General features: G+C 71.0%; 15 protein-coding genes. 6 read left to right on the top strand and 9 right to left on the bottom strand.

Annotated features, from left to right (window positions below; translation table 11 throughout):
• Positions 1 to 19: 19 nt before the first annotated feature.
• Complete coding sequence (locus EG812_RS27090; protein WP_126713248.1) at positions 20 to 622, bottom strand: DUF998 domain-containing protein; 603 nt, start codon at positions 620 to 622, stop codon at positions 20 to 22.
• 174 nt (positions 623 to 796) lie between these two features.
• Between EG812_RS27090 and EG812_RS27085 the strand changes: the two genes are divergently transcribed.
• Together EG812_RS27085 and EG812_RS27080 are read left to right on the top strand one after the other, a co-directional pair.
• Positions 797 to 1,447 carry a DUF7019 family protein gene (locus EG812_RS27085; protein WP_013733336.1) on the top strand — a complete coding sequence of 217 codons (651 nt, stop codon included), beginning with the start codon at positions 797 to 799 and terminating at the stop codon, positions 1,445 to 1,447.
• Positions 1,448 to 4,804 carry a serine/threonine-protein kinase gene (locus tag EG812_RS27080; protein WP_126713247.1) on the top strand — a complete coding sequence of 1,119 codons (3,357 nt, stop codon included), beginning with the start codon at positions 1,448 to 1,450 and terminating at the stop codon, positions 4,802 to 4,804.
• 185 nt (positions 4,805 to 4,989) lie between these two features.
• Here the strand turns inward: EG812_RS27080 and EG812_RS27070 are convergent, their stop codons facing one another.
• Entirely contained in the window at positions 4,990 to 5,337 is a 348-nt protein-coding gene (locus EG812_RS27070; RefSeq protein ID WP_013733338.1) for an ArsR/SmtB family transcription factor, read from the bottom strand.
• Between the two features lie 126 nt (positions 5,338 to 5,463).
• Between EG812_RS27070 and EG812_RS27065 the strand changes: the two genes are divergently transcribed.
• From EG812_RS27065 to EG812_RS27050, 4 genes are all read left to right on the top strand, one after another.
• Positions 5,464 to 5,802, top strand: a complete 339-nt coding sequence (locus EG812_RS27065) for a PadR family transcriptional regulator (RefSeq protein ID WP_013733339.1) — start codon at positions 5,464 to 5,466, stop codon at positions 5,800 to 5,802.
• A complete protein-coding gene (locus EG812_RS27060; protein WP_013733340.1) occupies positions 5,799 to 6,791 on the top strand; it encodes a DUF1700 domain-containing protein in 993 nt (330 codons plus the stop codon). Before EG812_RS27065 ends, EG812_RS27060 begins: the two co-directional genes overlap by 4 nt.
• A gap of 136 nt (positions 6,792 to 6,927) precedes the next feature.
• Complete coding sequence (locus tag EG812_RS27055; RefSeq protein ID WP_013733341.1) at positions 6,928 to 7,356, top strand: ATP-binding protein; 429 nt, start codon at positions 6,928 to 6,930, stop codon at positions 7,354 to 7,356.
• Between the two features lie 110 nt (positions 7,357 to 7,466).
• Complete coding sequence (locus EG812_RS27050) at positions 7,467 to 8,678, top strand: PP2C family protein-serine/threonine phosphatase (protein ID WP_013733342.1); 1,212 nt, start codon at positions 7,467 to 7,469, stop codon at positions 8,676 to 8,678.
• A gap of 56 nt (positions 8,679 to 8,734) precedes the next feature.
• Here EG812_RS27050 and EG812_RS27045 read toward each other — a convergent pair whose 3' ends face one another.
• From EG812_RS27045 to EG812_RS27020, 7 genes are all read right to left on the bottom strand, one after another.
• Positions 8,735 to 11,494 carry a DUF5682 family protein gene (locus EG812_RS27045; protein WP_126713266.1) on the bottom strand — a complete coding sequence of 920 codons (2,760 nt, stop codon included), beginning with the start codon at positions 11,492 to 11,494 and terminating at the stop codon, positions 8,735 to 8,737.
• A 92-nt stretch (positions 11,495 to 11,586) separates the two neighbouring features.
• On the bottom strand, positions 11,587 to 12,699 hold the full coding sequence (locus EG812_RS27040) for an ATP-binding protein (RefSeq protein ID WP_102658934.1): 1,113 nt from the start codon (positions 12,697 to 12,699) through the stop codon (positions 11,587 to 11,589).
• A gap of 14 nt (positions 12,700 to 12,713) precedes the next feature.
• Positions 12,714 to 14,078 (bottom strand): VWA domain-containing protein, encoded by a 1,365-nt coding sequence (locus EG812_RS27035; RefSeq protein WP_126713246.1) that lies wholly within the window; start codon positions 14,076 to 14,078, stop codon positions 12,714 to 12,716.
• Positions 14,075 to 15,472 (bottom strand): hypothetical protein, encoded by a 1,398-nt coding sequence (locus EG812_RS27030; protein ID WP_126713245.1) that lies wholly within the window; start codon positions 15,470 to 15,472, stop codon positions 14,075 to 14,077. Before EG812_RS27030 ends, EG812_RS27035 begins: the two co-directional genes overlap by 4 nt.
• Positions 15,472 to 15,939, bottom strand: coding sequence for a hypothetical protein (locus EG812_RS27025; RefSeq protein ID WP_199180243.1), 468 nt, complete (start codon positions 15,937 to 15,939; stop codon positions 15,472 to 15,474). The genes EG812_RS27030 and EG812_RS27025 overlap by 1 nt, the downstream gene beginning before the upstream one ends.
• A gap of 228 nt (positions 15,940 to 16,167) precedes the next feature.
• Positions 16,168 to 16,314 carry a hypothetical protein gene (locus tag EG812_RS29160; protein WP_158632558.1) on the bottom strand — a complete coding sequence of 49 codons (147 nt, stop codon included), beginning with the start codon at positions 16,312 to 16,314 and terminating at the stop codon, positions 16,168 to 16,170.
• A 42-nt stretch (positions 16,315 to 16,356) separates the two neighbouring features.
• Positions 16,357 to 17,052 carry an SAM-dependent methyltransferase gene (locus tag EG812_RS27020; protein WP_126713244.1) on the bottom strand — a complete coding sequence of 232 codons (696 nt, stop codon included), beginning with the start codon at positions 17,050 to 17,052 and terminating at the stop codon, positions 16,357 to 16,359.
• Between the last annotated feature and the right edge of the window lie 18 nt (positions 17,053 to 17,070).

Here is a 17,070-nt window from a genome sequence, read left to right as displayed (position 1 = left end):
GTGCGGGTCGGCACCCTGACTAGCTCAGCCCGAGCGCCAGCGCGGTGAACAGCGCGGCGAGCCAGCCCCATCCCGGAATGATCACAGCGCGCTGGATGAGGCCGATGCGTGGTGACACCCGCTCCCAGGCTCTGCCGAACTGGCCGAGCCCGAGGAACAGGCCCACCGCGACGCAACCCGAGGCGACTCGCCAGGACGTCGCGGACAGGGCGAGCGCGCTGATGGCCGCGGCGAGGGGCAGGGACAGGAAGACGACGGCACCGGCGATGTCGTGGACCCGGTGCGCGGTGCTGTGCTGCTCGGGTATGCCCGCCGGGGCACCCGGCGGGTAGCCGAGCATCGGATCCATCCGGAACACCCCGGAGGCGACAAGACCGAGCCCGAAGATGCTCAGAACAACACCGAGCAGGACGCTCGGGCCCTCGACGATCACTGCGACCGCCCCTGCCGTGATGGCGGAACCGCAGACCACGAAGTTGGCCGTCTGGATCCAGCCTCGACTGCCCAGCGCCAGCGCGCTGACCGGGTGGCGCGCTGACGCGTAGTGCGGTCGGCTCCCGCCGTCGACGAGGAACACCAGCACGAACAACACCGCTGCGGCGGCACCCGCCCACAAGACCACGTGCGTCCTCTTCCCCCGCTGCGTGCCGGAATCTCCGGCGGTTCCAGTACATCGATCGAGCTGTCGCCGGGCACAGTGCCGATGGTCACGGCATCCACGGCCGGACACGGGGCCGCTCGACGACTACATTCACCGATAGGATCGCCGTGGTGGCAAAGCGTACGGGGAGCGCCTGTGTCGATCCGGTATTACCTCTACGTCAGTGACAGCAAGGTCGACATGCTGCTCGCACAGGTCGACCCGGCGTTCACCCGTAAACGCACCACCGAGCTGAGTCTGAACCTGACAGTCCTGGCCGGTAAGCGGGCCTCGGAGACACCCGAGGGTGGCGAGCGGACGGCGCGCCTGCAACGGGTGGTGCGCCACCTGGAGGATCACGGCGACCTCGGCACGGTCGACGAGCCCGGTCAGTTCTTCTGGGGGTTGCTGCCGCTGCGCTGGGGACCGTTTCCCACCGAGCCGACCCTGGTCTACTTCGGCGGTGCCACCGAGCGCACCGTGCTCGGGCTCGGCGGCTCCGGTCACCACGTGCTGGGCGCGCCCGCCGCGACGACGTCCGGGATGCCCCGGTCGTTGACCCCGTCCCTGCTGGCCGGGCTGCGTACCGATCCGCAGATCAGCGCGCTGACCGAGGCGATCACCCAGGAGGACGAGGCGCAGGAACGCGACGCCCTGAGCGCCGTGCATCGGGCCAACGAGCTGATGCCGGGGCCCCATCAGCACCTGGAGTTCGTCGCCAAACGCCTGCTGCACGGGCCCAGTCCCACGACCGATGGCCTCGACGTGCTGCTCGGCACCCCGCTGTACGTGGCACTGGTCGACTAGATGTGGTCCCCGGGGGACGTGCTGCTCGGGGCGTACGAGGTCCGCGAGGTCATCGACACCGGCGGCATGGGCCTGGTCTACCGGGTGTGGCACCGCCAGTGGGGGATGGAACTGGCGGTCAAGACACCACGCCAGGAACTGGTCACCTCCCCGGACGACATGCGGCGGTTCGAGGCCGAGGCCCAGGCATGGGTCGGTCTGGGCGTGCACCCGCAGGTGGTCAGCTGCGCCTACGTACGCCGCATCGACGGCATCCCCCGGGTCTTCGCCGAATGGGTCGACGGTGGCAGCCTGGCCCAGGCCGTCGGGGACCGCTCGCTCTACCGTGGCGGCCACCGACGCGCGGTCCGCCGCATCCTCGACGTGGCGATCCAGTGCGCCTGGGGCCTGGGGTACGCGCACCGCAGAGGCCTGGTGCACCAGGACGTCAAACCCGCGAATGTCATGCTCGACCGGAACGACACCGCGAAGATCACCGACTTCGGGCTCGCCACCGTCCGGCCACCACGCCCCGGGCCGGAAGCGCTGACCACGGTCAACGGCATGACCCTGGAGTACTGCTCACCGGAGCAGGCACGGGGTGAGCGCCTCGGCCCCGCGACCGACGTGTGGTCGTGGGCGGTGAGTGTGTTCGAGATGTTCGCCGGCCGGCCGCCGACCCTGTTCGGGTATGCGGCAGCCGGTGCGCTCGCGCGCTTTCTCGACACGGGCGCGGCGGACCCGACCATTCCCGCGTTACCGCCGAGCGTCGCCGACCTGCTGCGACGCTGCTTCGCCGAGGACGCCGCAGACCGCCCGTCGGGCTTCGACGTCATCGCCGACGAACTGGCGGCGATCTACCTCGACACGGTGTTCACACCGTACCCACGGCAGCCTCCCGACGAAGCGCCGCTGCTGGCCGACGCGCTGTCCAACCGCGCCCTGTCCCTGTCGGACCTCGGGCACGCCGACGACGTCGACCACCTGTGGAAGGAGGCGCTGCGGATCGATCCGCACCATCCGCACGCCACCTACAACCGGGGCCTGCGCAGATGGCGGTCGGGGCAGCAGACCGACCGCGAGCTGATCATGCAACTGGATGCGGCACGCCTGAGCCAGAAGGACGACCGGATCGTCGACCATCTGCTGGCGCTCGTGCACATCGAACGCGCAGACAAGGACGCCGCTGTCCGACTGCTGCGCGATCTGCCGGACGGGCCGGACGTCGCCGCTGCGCGCACGGCAGCCGACGCCGTACCGCACCGTCCGGTCCCAGCCGGGCCGAGTCCGGTGTACCTCGACCAGCAGCACCCGTTCGCCCTCAGCGCCGACGGCCGATTGGCCGCAGTGACCTTCCGGGACCGGCAACTGCGGGTGTGGTCGCTTCAGACCGGACGGATACGGCACGAACTGACCGGCCACACCGGCGCCGTCACGTCGGTGTCGCTCAGCGCCGACGGCCGCGTTCTGGTGTCCGCGGACGACACCGGACAGGTACGGGTGTGGGACACCACCAGCGGCGGGTGCACCCGCCGTGTCGACGTACCGCCGACCGTGGCCGGGTCGGTCGCGGTGAGTCCCGACGGGACGGTGGTCGTCGCCGTCGGACAGGACAGGGTCGTACGCCTGCTGGGCGACCCGATCCACGTCGTCGGCCGGGCCACCGTCGCGCCGGCCGACTCGTCCATGTCGCGCCACGGCACGACGGTGGCGGTGACCCCCGACAACCAACGGGTGGTCGTCTTCGACGAGTGGTCGTGGCACCTTCAGGTGCTGGACGTCGACACCGGTGAGCTGCTGTGGTCAGTCGGTGGCCTGCGGTGGCACGGCACCGTCAGTGCCAACGCGCGGTTCGCCCTGTCCGCCACGGACGACGGCCGGATGTGGCTGCTGGACCTGACCGCCTTCCAGATCACCGATCTCGGCAGCGCCGCACTGTGGAACAACGGCTTCAGTTGGCTGGCGGTCAGCGACGACGGCCGCACCGCCGTCAACGCGTTCGAGCGTGTCGTCCAGGTGTGGCGCCTCGACCAGGTGCGGTGCGTGTTCACCACACCGATCGAGTCCCGCGACCCGATGCACGTCGCCCTGGATGCGCACGGCCGGGTGGCGCTCGTCGAACTCGGCCGTGGCGCTGCGGAGCGCACCACGAGCGTCGTGCACGTCCCTGAGCCCGGTCCCGCCGCACCCTGGAGCTACGCCCGCCCGCAACCCGCCGATCGTCTCGTCGGTGACGCGCTGGTGGCCGAGGAGAACCTCGACCTGGCCGACGACCTTCTCGACACCGGCCGGCTGACCGAAGCCCGACGCCACCTCGACATCGTGCGCCGGATGCCCGCCTACCGTCGGCATCCGCGCCTGCGGGCGCTCTGGCGGCGCGTCGGCGCGTTCAGCGAGCGGACGGCGTTCACGGGCGTGTGGCCCACTCGCCGTTTCGAGCAGGAGTCGCGGGGCCACTGGGCGGTCACCCGGAACCTGCGCCACGCCTTCCTCGAGTCGTTCCATCAGGGAGTGCGGGTGCTCGACCTGCGAACCGGTGAGGTGTCGAACAGTCGGGACGGCCGGGACACGTCGGTGGAGAAGGTGACAGCCTGCGCCGACGACCGGCATGTGCTGGTGACGAGGGACGATCAGGCGGAGACGCTGTGGGACCTCAGGACGGCCCGACGGGTCGGCGTCGTGGTGCGCGACGACGGCGGTGACCCGACACTGGAGGTGCCCAACCCCACCTTCGAGTTCGTCCGCCGGGACGGCATCAGTGTCCTGGCCAACCGGGTCACCGGCCAGCGGGTGTACGGGTGGTCGGCGTACCCGGACGAGCGGGTGGCGCTCTGCGGTGACGTCGTGCTCCGGGTCGAGGACGACGGACGTACCCGCGTCCTCGACGCCGACCTGAACACCGTGCGTCGGACGCTGCTGCCCGCCGGTGGGCTGGTGCAGGTGCGGCGCGTGCACCCCGGCGATGCGGTCGAGGTGACCGCCGAAGGGCCCCTGGTGGCCAGCGCCGACGGCCGGGTGATCGCCGCGACCCGGCACGAGTTCGCAAACGGTGGCGAGGTCGCGTTGTGTGTGGCGGGACGCCCCGACACCGTGCTCAAGGCGGCCGACGCAGCAGTGGTGTCGATGGCGCTGACCGCCGACGGTGATCTCCTGCTGGTCGCATCCCGCCGACAGATCCGCCTGTGGCACCTGCCGACCGGCGCGCTCGTCACCGAGGTCGAATGCAGCCGGGACGTCATGGCGGTGGAGATGGCGTCCGACGGTAGCGGCTTCCTGGCTGTCCTGGGCTACTTCCACGTCCAGCTCTGGGAACTGGATTGGGATCATCGGATGCGAACGGGTATCACCGGCCCCGGACACCACGCCCCGGGCCGGTGATGCCGCGCGGATCAACAGGCGCTGACCGGCTCCACCGGACGGTTCGCCTCGTCCGACTCATCCTTGTCGACAGGCGAAGGCCGCCACGCTCGTCGGTGAGGTGAGGGCGGCCCAGACCCGCGCCGGCTCGGCGGAGAGACGACGTCTCGCGATGAGTTCGTCGCCACGACGTTCGGCGCTGGCGGTCAACGGGTCGCTCCGTCCTGGCTGAGGTGCTGTTCAAGGGCGTCGAGGCGGTCGTCCCAGGCGCGGCGCTGCTCGTCGATCCAGGTGCCGAGCCGTGCCAGCTGGTCGACCCTGAGCCGGCAGGGGCGTCGGGTGCCCTCGCGCCGCTGCTCGACCAGGCCACATCGGCGCAGGACACCAACGTGGTGCGAGATCGCCTGTGGAGTCAGGTCGAAGGGCTCGGCGAGTTCACCCACGGTGGCGTCGCCGCGTGCGAGCCGAGTCACCAGGGCGCGGCGGACGGGGTCGCCGAGGGCGGCGAAGGCCGAGTCGAGCTCCGGCCCGGATGCGACGAGCGGGGGTGTCATGAACCCACCCTAATGCAAACTTCCGTTTGTGCAAACGAACGTTTGCGTTATCCGGTGTTGGTGATCTTCGGATTGCTGACCACCCCTCGTCGCCAGAGGTCTTGCTATGCAAGGTATCTTGTTGCCATGGACAACACGCGCGAGCGGATCACCACAAACATCCGCAAGGGCGTCCTTGAGTACTGCGTGCTCGCGTTGCTCTCGCAGCGCGACATGTACGGCCTGGAGTTGGCGGACTGGCTCGCCGCCCGCGGTCTGATCGCCAGCGAGGGCAGCCTGTACCCGCTGCTGGCCCGGATGCGACAGGCGGGCAGCGTCGAGACCCACTGGCTGACCCCTGAACAGGGGCACGCCCGGCGGTACTACGCGATCACCACTCAGGGCCGGACGCAGTTGCGGGTGTTCGCGGCGGTGTGGCGTGACATCCAGCCGCACGTGGACCAACTGATAGCGGAGGAAACATGAGCAACGGCGCCCTGCCCGAAGCGGCGGAGAGCTACCTGCGGGCGCTCGGCGCGGAACTGGCCGACGCGCCACCCGACACGGTGCAGGAGATCATCGAGGATGTCCGCGCGCACCTCGTCGACGCCCTGGACAGCGGACGGAGCATCGACCAGGCCCTGGCCGGGCTCGGCAGCCCGCAGGACGTGGCGAGGCAGGCGCGCGACGAACTCGCCCTCGCCGACGGCACCGCGGACCGCGCAGGCCGGGCCGGGCGGACCCTGCGGTCGATCGCGGTGGCACTCGGCGTACTGACCGCCGTCTGCGTGAGCTTCCTGCTGCCGTCCGCCGCGCTGCCGTCGGACCTGACCCAGGCCGGGCCCGACGGGCAGAGCATCATGCAGCGCTTCGGCCCCGGATTCGCCTTGCTCACCCTGCTGCCCGCACTGATCGCGGCTGCGCCCCTGGTGCTGCCCGCCCGGCTGCGCGGCGGGGCGGGGCTCGCCGGTGCCGGAGTGCTCACGGCGCTCGCGTGCGCCGGCGGCGAGATCGGCCTCTACTACGTACCCCTCGTGCTCATGCTCTGGGCGGCGACGGTCGTGCCGTGGGTGATGCGGCGAAACCTCGGCCGGGTCGCCGTACGGATGTGGCGCCTGGCCGCCACGGCGGTGGTGATGCTGCCCGGGCTGCTGCTCGCGTTCTCGGCCGCTACCGGGTCGGTGGGCGTCGAGTGGCTCGGTGTGGTGCTGTGGATCGTCGGGCCGCTCGTCGTCGGCGCACTGTGTGCGTACGGCCTCCGGGCCGGGTACGCGCTGACCGCGCTGGCCGGCGCGCTGGTCATGGTCTTCGCGATGGTCGACCGGGGCCTGCTGTTCGCGGCCTTCTGGCTGTTCGGCGGGCTGTACCTGATGATCGGGGCCAGCGGCTTCGTCACCGCCCGGGCCCGGCGGCGCCACCGTGAGCCGCGACCTCCGGCGGGTCGAGGCCGACTCGCCTCGACCACGCCCGGCTGAACGATCGCCCGATCGGCTGGGGCGGCGGGGGAACCGGCCGGTCGCGGTTGACAGTGCCGAGGCAGGCCGAAGATCCTGGCAGGATCCGCGCGGTACGGTAGGTTCCTGCTTCCGGGAAGGCGCTCGAAACGAGACCATGCGCAACGCCACCGTGATGCCCTACCGCGTCGTCGACGATCTTCCCCTGGTCCGGGCCTTCGTACGGGAGCAGGCACACCGTCTCGGCTTGACGGCCGACTCGACCGACGCGCTGGCGCTCGCGGTCAACGAACTGGTCACCAACACCCTGCAGCACACCAGCGGCGGCGGGCAGGTCCGGATCTGGTACGACGACGCGTCGGTCTACTGCGAGGTCGTCGACAGCGGCCCGATGCGCCCGGTGCGCCGCGCCATGCCGACGCCGGATGCGGAGCGGGGACGAGGACTTGCCATCGTGGCGCGCATCTGCGACGAGGTGACCGCGTACGCCGAGTCCGGCGGCACCATCGTCCGCCTGCGTTTCGCGGTGCGGCGGGCCGACCCGCCGGCCGGAAAACCGGCAGCGCACGACGACGAGCAGAGGTAGCCGAACCCCGGGCGCGCCGGGCGCGACGGCCCCCGGGCGCTCTGCCACGCCGAGCCTGCGCACCGGCTCCTGACGGGCATCGACAGCCCCCCGGCGGCTAGGCTGCCTGCGTGGCCGATGGCGAGCTGATGACAAACGAGGAGCGGTTGCGCCGATTCGAGGCGATCACCGACCGGGCTCTCTCGGGTCTGAACATCGTCGATCTCTTCGACGAGCTGCTCGAGCGGGTCCGAGACCTGCTCAAGGTCGATACCGCCACCATCCTGCTGCTGGACGGGCACTCCGGCGAACTCGTCGCCACCGCGGCCAAAGGCCTGGAAGAAGAGGTACGTCGCGGATTCCGGATCCGGGTCGGCGAGGGTTTCGCCGGCCGCGTCGCGGCCACCGCCGCCCCCGTGATGATCTACGACGTCACCCCGAACGACGTGATCAACCCCATCCTGCTCGACGCAGGCGTACGCGCCCTGCTGGGCGTGCCCATGATCGCCAACGGCAACCTCGTCGGCGTGCTGCACATCGGTTCCCTGACCCTGCGGCGCTTCGGCCCCGACGACGTGCAGCTGCTGCAACTCGTCGCCGACCGGGCCAGCTCCGCCGGGCAGGTCCGGGCGCAGATCCTCGACCGGCAGGCGGCGCTGGCCCTGCAACGCAGCCTGCTGCCCAGCCGGCTGCCCGACATCTCCGGCCTGGATCTGGCCGCCCGGTACGTGCCCGGCCACGACCTCGGCATCGGCGGCGACTGGTACGACGTGTTCAGCCTGCCGTCGGGCTGGCTCGGCGCGGTCATCGGCGACGTCTCCGGTCACGGACTGCCCTCCGCCGTCGTCATGGGTCGCATCCGCAGCGCGCTACGCGCCTACGCCCTCGACCGCGACAATCCTGCCGAGGTGCTGACCGCCCTCGACCGCAAGATCCACCATTTCGAGGCGGGCACCCTCACCACCGCCCTCTACGCCCTCATCGCACCCGACCGCGCCACGGTGCACCTCTCCTGCGCAGGCCACCTCCGGCCGCTGCTGGCCGTCCCCGGCGAACCCACCCGCCTGGTGGACGTCGTCGTGGACCGACCGTTCGGTGTCGGCCCACCCCCGGCCAGCCGCCACACCACAGTGGTCGACCTGCCGCCCGGCTCGACGCTCGTCTTCTACACCGACGGACTTGTGGAACGCCGCGGCGAACTGATCGACACCGGCATCGCGCGTCTCGCCGACGCCATCGAGTCGGGGCCCGCCGAGGCGCTGTGCGACCACATCATGGCCGCAGCGGTCGACGAGCCCCCGACCGACGACGTCGCCCTGCTGACCATCCGCCGCCCCCACTGAGCGGGCGGACACGTCGAGTCTGCCCGAAGCACCCGTTCGCCGCCCGGAGCGACGGATCACGACAGCCGCAACACCCTCGCGATCGCCTCGGCGGATCCCGGATGGGCCTGCACGAGGACGCCCGAATCCGTGACGCCGTCGTCGGGGCTCTGCCAACCACCCTCGACACCGAGCAGCGCGGCGACCGCGTCCACCGGCTCCCGGTACTCGGCCAGCAGACCGTGCACCTGCCCCACGGGCCGCTGCCCGATGACCGGCGCGGCCGCGGGAGCCGTGCCCGACCAGGGCGGCACCCAGGAATCCAGCGCGGACAGCGTGCCCGGGAAGGTCCGCCCGGCCTCCCTGACCAGCAACGGCACCAACTCCGGCCCGTGCTCACGCAGCGCGGTGATCAGGTTGGGCAGCCAGGGCAGCAGCACCGGGTCGGGTAGCCGGGCGAACGCGGTGGACATCGTCTCCACCACGAACGGCGTGAGCCCCGGCACCGGCTCCAGCGCGTGCACGAACCCGGACAGGTACTGCGGGAAGGCCGGCACCACCAGCGGATTGGACAGCAGCTCCCGGCACCGCTGCCGCAACTGCGCCAACGGCAGCATGCCGAGCTGGTGGTGGGCCGCCCAGAGCAGGGCGACCTTGGGCGGCGCCTCGGGATGGGACTGGCCCACCGCGAGTTCGAGCTGGGACCGGTCGCAGCCCAGCGACAGCGCCAGACTCTCCAGGCTGAACAGGAAACCGAGCATCGCCCCGACCTGCCGTACGCCGGTCTCGCCGTCGACGAACGCGGTCGGCAGCAGCGTGCAGTAGTGGGCGTACCCGGTGGTCACGAACGCCTCGCACCAGGCCGGCAGCCCCGTCGCGGTGGCCTGGTGGTGGGCGAGCAGGCGGCGGATGCGGCGCAGCACCTCCGGGGCGTCGTCGACGGTACGTTCGCCGGCGAGCAACTCGACCGCCCGGGCACCCAACTCCTCGACCAGCCGAGGGCTGTTCAACAGCGTGATGGCGTCCTCGACCGCCGCGAGAGCGCTGACGGCCGTCGCCTCGGGGCCGTGCGCCGCCCGCCGCAGCCGCTGCTCCAGCACCTGCTCGACGGTCACCCCCTCGTAGCCGAGTTCGATGAGCGCGCGTTGGTGGCGACCCAGCGCCAGATCCCAACTCTCCTGGATCGACCGGTGGCCCAGCCGACGCTCACCCATGATCGGGCGGACCGCCCCCGGCGGCAGCAGATGCCGCAGCATCCACAGCAGATCCGAGCAACCGGCCAGCTCCGGACTGCCCTGCAGGTCCAGCAGCGCCCGCTGCACGGTGCGTTTCTCCAGGTCCAGCCCGAGCGGCTCAAGTCGGTGCAGCACGTCACGGGCCAACGGCGGCAGGGCGTCGTAGCCGACCTGGCCGATCCGGTCCCCGCCGAGCAGGATCTCGCAGAGCCGCCGCACGTCCCGCCGACCCGGTACGACATCCTTCTCGATGCAGGTCACCGCCGCGTCGGCGAAGTCGTACGGGGTGGGTCGGGCCCGGTTGCGCAGCCCGGCCAGCAGGATCGAGGTCTCGAACACCGCTATCGCGTCGGCAGTGCTGGCCAGGTACCCGTTGCGGCGGGCCAACCGGACGATGTCCACGCACCACCTGCGCAGCTCCGCCTCGTCCAACCCGTCCGGTGTCGGCGGCGCGGCGAGGAAGCCGGAGAGCCGGTCGGTGACCGGCCCGACCGGCACCGCCTCCGGCTTGCCACGTCGCTTACGGCCCGTCGCACCCCGCTGACCCCCCAACCGGTACGGTGTCACACCCGAGGCGCTCACCGCCTTGCTCCAGGTGGCGGCGGCGATCGAAACCGACCCGGGGGCGAGACCGAACTGCGCCTCGATCGCCGAGTGGCTGGACGGGATCAGCCCGTACTGCCACCTGGTCGCGGTGCGGTCGGTGATGTCGAAGTCGGGGGCGGGGGAGTCGAGGCCGAACTGTTCGACCCGGCTGGCGGCGTGGAACGCCCCGCAGACGTACAGACAGTCGGCCGGGTCCGCCCCGGTGGCCGCCAGGTGCTGCCGGATCCTGGTCCACATGTAGCGCTCGCGGTCCTCGTCGCGGTCGCTACGCTGCGACGACGACGGACGCAGCCGCCGGAACAGGCTGCCGATCAGCACCATCACCTGACGGTAGGTGTCGTGGTCGGCGGCGGCCAGGGGCCGCTCGACGTAGCTGTCCCACCACTCCGACCAGTGCCGCACCTTGCCGTGGTGCAGCAGGTACGCCTCCAACTCGGCGAACCGGGGCCGCAGGTCGCCGATCTCCACCCCGACCGCATCACCGTGCAGCGCGGCCTGGTCATCGGACCCGTCGACAGTGGACTCCTCCGACGCCGGGGACTCGTCACGCGGCGACCACTGGAAGACGTGGTCGGTGGACCGGTCCACCAGCACCAACTCCACGCCCGGCGTCTCCAGCGCGTACGCGATGGCCTGGTATTCCGCCGACGCCTCGGTGACCGGCGCGATCACACTCAACGGCGCCCACGCGGCGGGAAAACCGTCGAGTTCCGAGGCGAACGCCTGCACCGCCACCGGCAGCCGGCAGTTGCGCAGCTCCGTCAGCACCGGCTGGAGATCCTCGCAGAGCTCCAGGTAGATCACCCGGGGCTGCTTCTGCCGCAACCGTCGCACCATGGCCAGCGCGGAGGCCGGCGAGTGATGGCACACCGGGAAGATCTCCAGCCGTTCGCCCAGCGCCCGGTCGACGTCGTCGACGATCCCGGTGAGGATGTCGGCGAGGGCGTCGGGGCCACCGGCGAACGCGGCGGCGGCGTCGGTGAGCTGCTCCCGCAACGCGGCGAACGCGCCGACGGCGGCGGAGGCCGGGGCCGCGGTGGAGGTGGAGGTGGAGGTGGAGACGGCGTTGTTGGCGGGGGCGGGGGCGGTCACGACAGGGCGGCGATCGTCTGGCGGCCACCGTCGAGGAAGTCGTTCCACTCGCCGCCGTCCTGCTTGGCCCGCGGCTCCACCACCGCGTGCAGGTACTTGTTGAGGATCGCCAGGTCCTCCGGGCTGCGCCGGGCCAACGACCCCACAAGCGACCCGGCCAGCGTGCCGGCCCGCAGGGTGCGGTCACCGAAGAACTGACTGTGCAGGATGGCGTCCTCCAACACCCCGATCTGCTCGGCGGTGGACAGCGCCGACTCCAGCTTCTCGTCGTCGCTGGTGGCCGAGGTGGCGGCGGCCCGCAGGTCGGCGAAGCTCTGCAACAGGATGTCCAGCAGAGTCGGCGGCACCTCCAGCTCGACGTGGTGGCGGCGCAGCAACTCCTCGGTACGGAACCGGACGATCTCCGCCTCGCTGCGCTTGTTGGTGACCACCGGGATGCGGACGAAGTTGAATCGCCGCTTCAACGCCGAGGACAGGTCGTTGACGCCCCGGTCCCGGCTGTTCGCGGTGGCGATGATGGAGAATCCGGGCTTGGCGAAGACGATGTTGTCGTCGTTGAGCTCGGGGATGGAGACGTACTTCTCCGACAGGATGGAGATCAGGGCGTCCTGCACGTCGCTTGTGGAGCGGGTCAGCTCCTCGAACCGGCCGATCACTCCCTGCTCCATCGCCGTCATGATTGGCGACGGGATCATCGACTCGCGGGACTGCCCCTTGGCGATGACCATGGAGACGTTCCACGAGTACTTGATGTGGTCCTCGGTGGTGCCGGCGGTGCCCTGCACGACCAGGGTCGAGTTACGGCAGATCGCCGCGGACAGCAGCTCGGCCAGCCAGCTCTTGCCGGTGCCCGGGTCACCGATGAGCAGCAGACCCCGATCCGAGGCCAGCGTGACGATGCTGCGCTCGACGAAGCTGCGGTCACCGAACCACTTCTGCGGGATCTCCCGGTCCAGGCCGTCGGCGCGCTCCGAACCCAGGACGAACAACCGGACCATGCGGGGGCTCAGCCGCCACGAGTACGGCTTGGGGCCGGTGTCGACCGACTCCAGGTAGTCGAGTTCGTCGGCGTACTTGACCTCGGCGGGGGCACGCAACATCTCGGACATGAGGGGTGTCTCTCCTAGGTGAGGAAGCTCTTGAGCTCGAAGACGAGTTTGCGGATGTGGCCGGAGATGACCGGGGTGCCCAGGTCCTTGAGGCGTTGCCGGAACCACGGGTTGACGCTCTGCTGGCCGGAACTGCTGACCGAGCCGACCGGGATGAACCTGACCCCCGACCGGTGCACCGCCTCGATGCCGTCGAACAGCGGCTGGGAGCGGTCGAACTCGTAGAAGTCCGAGATCCACACCATCACGGTGTTCCTCGGCTCGACGATCTTCGGGCGGGCCATCGCCATCGCCACCGGCCCGTCGTTGCCCCCACCCAGGTTGGTCCGCAGCAGCACCTCGAACGGGTCGTGCACCCACGGGGTCAGGTCCAACGCCCGGGTGTCGTAGGCGATCAGGTGCACGTCGACCTTGGGCAGCCCGGCGAAGATCGACGCCAGGATGGTGCAGTTGACCATCGAGTCGACCATCGACCCGGACTGGTCCACCACCACGATCAGCCGCGACGGCGTGGTCTTGCGGGCCGTCTGCCGGTAGTAGAGCCGGTCGACGTAGAGCCGTTCGTCCTCCGGGCTCCAGTTGGGCAGGTTCTTCCAGATGGTGCGGTCCAGGTCCAGGTTGCGGAACACCCGCTTCGGTGGCACGGACCGGTCGATCGCCCCGACCGTGGTCTGCTCCACCTGGGTACGCAGCACCTGCGCGACCTCGTCGACGAAGCGCCGGATCAGGGACTTGGCGTTGGCCAGCGCCACCCCGGACAGGTTGGCCTTGTCCCGCAGCAACTGCTCGATCAGCGACATGCTCGGGGTGAGCTGCCGGGCCAACGCCGGATCCGCCAGCACCTCCCGCAGATGCATCCGGTTGACCAGGTCACCCTCGATGCCGGCCAGGGTCGGGCCCAGCCCGGTGCCCTGCCGGCGCAGCTCGCCGGGTTCGCCACCGAGGGCCTGCTCGAACCAGCCCGCGTCGGACTGCCACCGGGCCAACTGGCCGGCGCTGACCGGCCCCACACCGGTGGCGAAGACGTTGAGCAGCAGCTTCGACACCAGCGCTGCCCGGCGTACCTCGGCCTCGCCCGGCCGGTGCGGCCCGGCGGCCTCGTCGGCGGGGTCCGCTTCGGTGTCCGCGAGCAGGCCGCGTAGTTCGTCGGCGAGCTGCGGGAACCGCTGGACCACGGTGTCCACCGACACCGTCGGGTCCAGCAGCATGGCGGGCAGACCCAGGTCGTCGACCACCGCCATGCTCGCCGATTCCAGGGCGGGCTGCTCGTCCGGGTCGAAGATGCGGCCCAGCAGCCGCCAGTAGAGCACCTGGCGGCGGTTGGCGGCGGCCAGGTCGCCGGGGCTGATGTCGTCGGGGGAGAGGTCGGAGTCGGTCATCGGCGCAGCAACCGCCCCGCCCGCTCGCGCAGCACCGCCACCGCGTCGCCTGCCTTCGCCTCGACCTTCGCCACCTTCGGATCGGTGATCCCTTCGGCCCAGTCACCGTTGTGCGCCTCGACGGGCTTGCGCTTGACGGTGGCCTGCACCGCCAACGGCTGCACCAGCCAGCGACCCCCGTCGAAGCGCAGCAACCCGACACAGCACGACGAGGCGGCCACCAGCGCGGGCGTGAGCGGACCGGCCGCCGGCAGCCGGTCGACGGCGACCGGAAGTTGCGGACCGTCCCACTCGACGGTGAGCCCGTCGTCGTCCTGCCGCACCGTGTAGCCCTCCAGCAGCACCGGTTCGGCAATCGCCGTCGGATGCCGGTCCAGCGGCGCGGTGGCCGCCGCGACCGCCGTGCCGAGCAGCAACCGGGCGGCGGCGAACGGGTCGGCCGGCTCACCGACGCGGGCCTGACCGTCGATCCACCGCAGGTCACCGCCGTGCAACGGCAGGTCGGTCACGGTCACCGCCCGCCGTTGCGCCAACGCGGCCAGCATGACGGGATGCGCCTGCAACAGCCGCCACACCGCCGGCCCGGTGATCGTCTCGACCTTCGCCGCCACCACAGTCGTACGCACCAGCCGGGCCGCTCCGCCGTCGGCCGGTTCGAGAACACCGTGCACCTGCACCCCGATGGCCGTGCCGTGCTCGTGGATGTCCACGCCGAGCGGCAGCAGACGACCGGTGATCGTCTCGACGTCGCCGTCCGGCACCGACCAGTCCTGGGCCAGCAGCACGGCCCGGGACCACAGATCCGCCCAGCGCCGCGCCGGCACCTGCGCCATCATCGCCACCGGAAGGCTGGCCCGCAGTTCGGCGGCGAGACCGTCGAGCAGCACCGCCAACCGGCGCAGCCCCGGCTCGGCCAGGGCCGCCTCGACCGGCGTCCCGACCGCCGACAGCAGGTCGTGGTCGACCCCCCGCCACCCCGCCACGGCCGTCTCGTGCAACCAGGCCCGCGCCGCGCCACGAGGCGCAGACATCTCCGCCGGTACGCCCACCGACGCCGACCACGGCGTCCGCTCGCGCCCGACGGCGGCGTCGAACTGGCCGAGCAGCGCATCATGGGCCGCACCCAGCAGGGCCGACCGGGCACCGGCCAGGGCGGCGAGGTCCTCCTGGCTGAACGACCCGGCGGTCACCTTGGCCACCGCCTCGGCCACCCGGTCGTGCAGCGGGGTGCCGGCGACCGCTCCGGCCAGGGCCGCCAGCGCGGCAGCAGCCTCGTCACCGACCCGCGCGAACCCACCGACCAGGGCGTCGTCGAACCCGGCGACCACCGCGTCGGCGTCGGCCAGCCCCACCGGGACGTTCTCCTGCAACTGCGCCAGCTGTGTGCTCAGCATCAGCGCACCGCCCCGGTGGCCGGGAACCAGTGCAACTCGGGCAGCGCGGTGGTGCTGTCCGGCAGTTCGAGGTACGCCAGGTGACGCAGGAACCGGCTGAACACCACCGCGGCCGGGGTCGGCTCGTGCCGGGTGTCCATCCGGGCCAGCAGGTCGGCTCCGCCGCGTACCCCCTCACCGGCGTCGACCCGCAGATAGCGGGCGACCCGGTCCACGCCGTACTGCAGGACGGCCTCCTCGGCGAGGGCCTCCAGATGCTTGCAGGGCGCGCCGCGCAGCCCACCGCAGGGCCGGTTGTTGTTGGTGCTGCAGTGGTAGGCGTGGCTGCCGGCGGCCACGGACGAGACATAGACCCGTTCGATGTCCGAACCGCTGGAGACCACACCCTGTAGCCGCCCGTCGGCCAACTCGACGAAGGGCACCTTCGCCAACTTGCGCGGCCGGGCGGGCGGCACCACCGCCAGCACGCTACTGCGCCGCCAGGCCGTCCCGTCAGCGTCCGTCACCTGTGTCCTCCCCGCCCCCGTCGCGGACACCGTCCGCGCGTGGTGAAGCCGCACCGACCGATGTCGGCACCGCCATGACGGGAGGATCATGACGGATGGCTACGACACTTCAGCGCCGCCGTCCGAGTCGCGGGACGCCTACCGGGGCGACCAGGGTTGCGGCCCGGCGGCGACGCCCCGGACGAACACTCAGGCCTTCTCCAGCACGATCAGGCGATACTCCAGCCACCGCCGCGACAACCCGGTCTGCAACGCCGATCCGCCGATCATGTTGGCCCAGAACGGCATCTCCACCAGACGGTCGCGAAGCCGAGGGACTACCGCGGTGGCGCCCACCGCCACCTTGATGAGGCGGTCGCGTGGCCGACCGAGATGCAGCTATGCGGTCAGGTCGAGATCCTCGACCAGGCGCAAGCCGGCGCGCTCAGACATGGCGACCAACTCGCCGACAGTGTGCAGACTTCCGACCCGCCACCCGGCGCGGAACTGGTCCAGACAACGCTCACGAGCGGCGAGCCCGCGATCCTTGTCGGTCATCCAGTCGTCGCACAGAATGAGGCGACCGCCAGGACGCAGACGATCCACCAGGGACGGAAGCAGCTTCTCCAACGACGGCGAATGAACGACCGCCTCGACAGCGACCATGGCGTCGTAATGCGGCTCCGCAGGAAGCTCGGCGAAATCGGCGCAGATCACCTGACAGCGGTCGGTCAATCCTTCGCGGGCGAACCGTTTCGCGGCGATCCCGGCCTGCACACGGCTGATCGTCACCCCGGAAATGAACCCGTCCACCTCCTGGGCCAGGCGCACCATCGTCCCGCCGACGCCACAGCCAAGGTCAAGCACCTGTGCGGTGCCCGACGGAATGTGCCCGCGCAAACGCTCGATCATCAGGCGATTGACCGTGTCCATTGCCTGTGCCGCGTTCACGACATCCGGCGTCCACACACCCCGGTGGATAGCGTCACTGCCAGGGCTCTCGGCCACCAGAAGAAACCGACGCGTGTTGTCGTCATAGTAATCAGCGACGCGATCAACGTGGCCGGGTGCGACGGTTCCAGGTGTCGAACTCATCGACGCAAGCTAGCACGG

This window comes from Verrucosispora sp. FIM060022, assembly GCF_003977705.1.
GTDB classification, from domain to species: domain Bacteria; phylum Actinomycetota; class Actinomycetes; order Mycobacteriales; family Micromonosporaceae; genus Micromonospora; species Micromonospora gifhornensis.
The sequence above is the reverse complement of the archived record's forward strand: the minus strand, read 5'-3'. Positions and strand labels throughout refer to the sequence as shown.